2 protein-coding genes are annotated in these 4306 nt (G+C 46.6%); both read right to left on the bottom strand.

Annotated elements, in window-relative coordinates; genetic code table 11:
• Nucleotides 1-686: 686 nt before the first annotated feature.
• Nucleotides 687-3266 (bottom strand): DNA polymerase I, encoded by a 2580-nt coding sequence (gene polA / locus LBQ00_03620; protein MDR2017954.1) that lies wholly within the window; start codon nucleotides 3264-3266, stop codon nucleotides 687-689.
• A gap of 93 nt (nucleotides 3267-3359) precedes the next feature.
• Nucleotides 3360-3803, bottom strand: a complete 444-nt coding sequence (locus LBQ00_03615; GenBank protein ID MDR2017953.1) for an Lrp/AsnC family transcriptional regulator — start codon at nucleotides 3801-3803, stop codon at nucleotides 3360-3362.
• Between the last annotated feature and the right edge of the window lie 503 nt (nucleotides 3804-4306).

Genomic DNA, 4306 nt, shown 5'->3' with positions numbered 1-4306 from the left:
GACCAAATGGCGCAGTCGGTAGAGTTCTTTATCGTACTCACGCTGCTCTTTACGGTTGTTCCTTGGAGGGATAACATTTTCATGTTAAGGGAGGCAGCCTTGTCAATGATTTCGCTGCTATCATACCCTTTATCGGCATTCTGTAGTAAAACCGTCTATCAAGGCGCAAGCTTCATGGACGGTACCAGCACAAGTATTCTGACCGGCATACCATGCGCATCCATGGCCAGATCCCCTTTTTGTCTTGGTTACCGCCAACAGCGCCTGTGCCATGTGGAATGGCTGGCATCTATCATGAGCCATTTGAAATCAGGATCATCAATCAACGCTTCTCCCATAGCCCTTTGTCTCTCCATCGACAGAAACGGCGCCGTACAGTGTTCCAACTGCCATAAGGAAGATCAGCCAAGGTGTGCCTGTTTGCAATATCCAGAACACGGCATTGATAAACAGATGCGTATCTCGGGCGTTTCCGCCCCATGTTCTTTATGTTGCCGTCGTATAAGGTCTGATCAACTCCCACACAGTATCCGTTATGTCATGTCGTCGATGTGATTGCATAGAGATTATCCCCTGGCTGTTTTCTCTATTATATCATGGATATATTGGTGACACTATCTAGACTATTTTTCAGTTTTTGTATTTATTTTTCTGCGCGAAGGTGTTCTCAATTCTTGCGAAACCGACTAATCATGGGCTTCCGCCCAATTTTTCCCTATTAGAAGGTTTACCTTCAATGGTACGGACAACGAGATTACGTTTTCCATTTCTTCTTTGACGATTTTCTCCATCGTTTTCAACTCCGTCTCTTTCACCTCAAAGACAAGTTCATCGTGGATCTGCATTATGAGCCGCGAGAAAAGATGGATTTTCCCGTGTTTTTTAAATATTCGTACCATGGCGAGTTTGATCACGTCTGCGGCGGTGCCCTGGATGGGGGTATTCATGGCGAGTCTTTCTCCTAACTGGCGTATATTTGCGTCAGGGTTGTTGATCTCGGGTATATAGCGTCTGCGACCGAAGAGAGTTTTTACAAAACCGGTCTCGCGGACCTCCCGGATGGTTCTCTCGATATACGCCTTTACACCCTTATATTTTTCGAAATAGGCGTCAATATAATCTTGGGCTTCCTTAGGAGAGACTCCCAACTCTTTCGAAAGACCGTAACCGCTGATCCCGTAAACAATACCGAAATTTATTATCTTGGCTGTCCTTCGCATTTCAGCGGTTACTCCAAAAGACCCCACGCCGAAAACCTCGCGGGCTACTCTGGCATGAACATCCTCATCAGCCAGGAAGGTGCTTATAAGTACTTCGTCTTGAGACAGATGGGCCAGGATGCGTAGTTCTATTTGAGAATAATCCGAAGACAGAAGAAGAAAACCTTCTTCGGGCACGAAAGCCTGACGTATTTTCACTCCTTCCTCGCCACGTATCGGTATGTTTTGGAGATTAGGCTCTGTACTCGAAAGTCTGCCTGTGGCCACGACCATCTGGTTGAAGGATGTGTGGATCCTGCCGGTCCTGGGACTGATTAGCGTGGGAAGTACGTCAACATAAGTACTCTTGAGTTTCATAATACTCCGGTATTCGAGAATCTCCCTGGGTAGGGCATGGAGGGCGGACAGGCTCTGGAGGACATCAATGTCGGTGGAGTATCCTTTTTTCGTCTTCTTTGTTGGAGGTAACCCCAAAGTTTCAAAAAGAATACGGGAAAGCTGCTGAGGTGAGTTGATGTTAAACGATTCACCTGCGAGTGTATAGATGTTTTTTATGAGACCGTTCAGGCGCTGGTCGAAATCTCTTGAGAGACTGAGGAACATCTTTCTGTCCACTTTTACGCCGTACTTCTCCATGGCAGCTAGTACTTCAATAAGGGGCATCTCAATATCGGTAAAGAGTTTTAAGAGGCCCAACTCATCCATTTTCGCCAGGAGACTGTCGGCCAGCTCAAAGAGATAAGGCAGACTGTCCGCAAGGGTATGTTTTGAGTCGTGAGAAGCGATCTCTATATCGAGATATTCCTCCACAAGGGAGTTTATTTCATAATCTTTCCTCAGAGGATTGACCAGATACGTGGCCAGCATTGTATCAAAACAGTACTCCGGAAGGTTGATTCCGTGATTTGCGGCGATGATATACAGAGGCTTTAGGTTGTGAACTGTCAGTGAGGTTGCCTGCGTCAGTATGGAGACCATGTCGTCTTCATTCTCGGAGTAGAATATTCCCGTACCATCGAATGCGGTAAACCTTGCGAGGATGGGGTCTCCGGAATTTTTCCCATGAAACGTGGCTACGATACCGATGCGTTCCATATTGAATGCCGAAAGCTCTATTGAAGGCCATTCTCTCCGTTCGACATTTTCTATTTTAATTTCCTTGTAAAGGGTCGTGAATTCTAGCTCCCGGAAAAGCCGTCGCAGAGCTTTGAGATCGGGTTCTCTTAATGTGAGATCACCTATGTCTATCGCCACGTCGCACTCAACGTCAAGTCTGATGGTGGCGAGGTCTTTACTGAGATGGGCTAGGTCCTTTCCCTTCCTGAGCTTCTCGGCCACAGACGGTTTCTTTATTGCGTCGAGGTTTCCGTAAATGGAATCAATGTCACCGTGGGTGGCAACAAGTTCCCGGGCGGTCTTGTTCCCAACGCCGGGTACGCCGGGAATATTGTCGGAAGTGTCACCGGCGAGAGCGAGGTAATCTATAACCAGCGACGGCTTTACACCCAACTTATCCTCTACCTCCTTGGGCCCTATACGCAGGTTTTTCATGCTGTCATAGATGGAGACGCGTTTGGATACGAGCTGCATCATGTCTTTGTCACTCGTGACGATATACGTATGGACGTTCTCTTCTTTTAGGCGCTCGACTATGGTGCCGATTACGTCGTCGGCTTCAACGCCTTCTTTTTCGCGTATAGGGAGACCCATTGCTTCCGTGATCTTTTTTACATAAGGTATCTGGACGGCAAGGTTTCCGGGCATAGGAGGTCTGTGTTCCTTGTATGTTTCCAAAATCTCCTCGCGAAAAGTAGGACCTTTGGAATCGAATATGACAACGAGATTGTCTGGTTTTTCCTCGTTTAGAAGTTTTTTAATCATATTCATGAAAGCGTAGGTGGCATTCGTAGGCAATCCTCTGGAATTGGAAAGGTGAGGGGTTGCAAAGAAGGCCCGGTAGAGATAGGAATTGCCGTCAACGAGAAACACGCGCTTAACTGTGTTTTCTCCCTTGTTGGGCTGGAAGCTTTCGTATTCTTCGCTCATTGATGTTCTCCTGATACCTGAAAATGGCTGGCAGTTTTCATCCGAACCCTGCAGGGTTTTGCCTCTATGGTTCCTGTATTACAGTCCAGATTTTTACACAGGGAAATAAGTCTTTATCTTGAAAACCCTTTTCTTGGGGAATCTATATATTTTGAGAGAAAATCTCATTTCAAGATCACCGATAAAACTGTCGATCTCTTCGACTGATTTTGCGGTTACGGTGAACCAGAGGTTGAGTCTCCCCTCCCGTTCGTAATTGTGCGTCACCCCTTTGTGTTTGTTGATCTCTTTTGCTACATCCATGAGAATGGCTTCTTCAATGTGTGCTCCGCAAAGGGCGCTTGTAAGGACAAGTTTTTCCGACTCAAAAATCGGGCCTATGCGCCTGATATATCCTTCTTTTTTGGCTTTCTTTATCCGTTCGAGTACTTCCGCCTCACTGATGCCGACCCATTCCCCTATTTCAGCGAAGGGCCTAGAGGCCACCGGAAATTCTTCCTGTATCATGTTGAGTATCTTTCTGTCTGTCTCGTCCATACGACTACGGAAAGCCAGGCTCTGTCTTTGCCCGGTGGGCCAGCACAAGGTACGGGCTACTTCTTCGTGCTCCTAGAACCCCCAAGTTCCTACTGATTGTACAAGGAGCCAACTTGGTTGTCAAGAGTGAGCAGAAACTGGGAATATGCCGTAAAATGCCGGTGCAGAGAGGATAGGGAGCGGTTAGCCGACCCCGAAATCTTCCACTGCAACGAGACGGGACCTATAAATACGGAAACGTTATTTGGAGAAGTCCTCATTTTTATGTCTTGCCCCGGGTTTTATTCCTTCACTTTGTATGGTTCGTTAAAATATTGTTTACTATGACATGGGATTGTGATTAACACCATCATTCAGAGTAGTCGATGTGCAGAGAGAAGTCGTTAGCCTCTTTTAAATAAAGCAAGGCATCAACGGTCAATGTCAGTAAAACAAATGCAGCAAACATAACATCCAACTTATCATAACGTGTTAACACTCGCCGGAAGCGTTTGATCCTGCGG

It is taken from the genome of Syntrophobacterales bacterium, from assembly GCA_031274925.1.
In the GTDB taxonomy this organism is placed as follows: domain Bacteria; phylum Desulfobacterota; class Syntrophorhabdia; order Syntrophorhabdales; family Syntrophorhabdaceae; genus PNOM01.
This window is presented reverse-complemented; position numbering and strand designations above follow the sequence as displayed.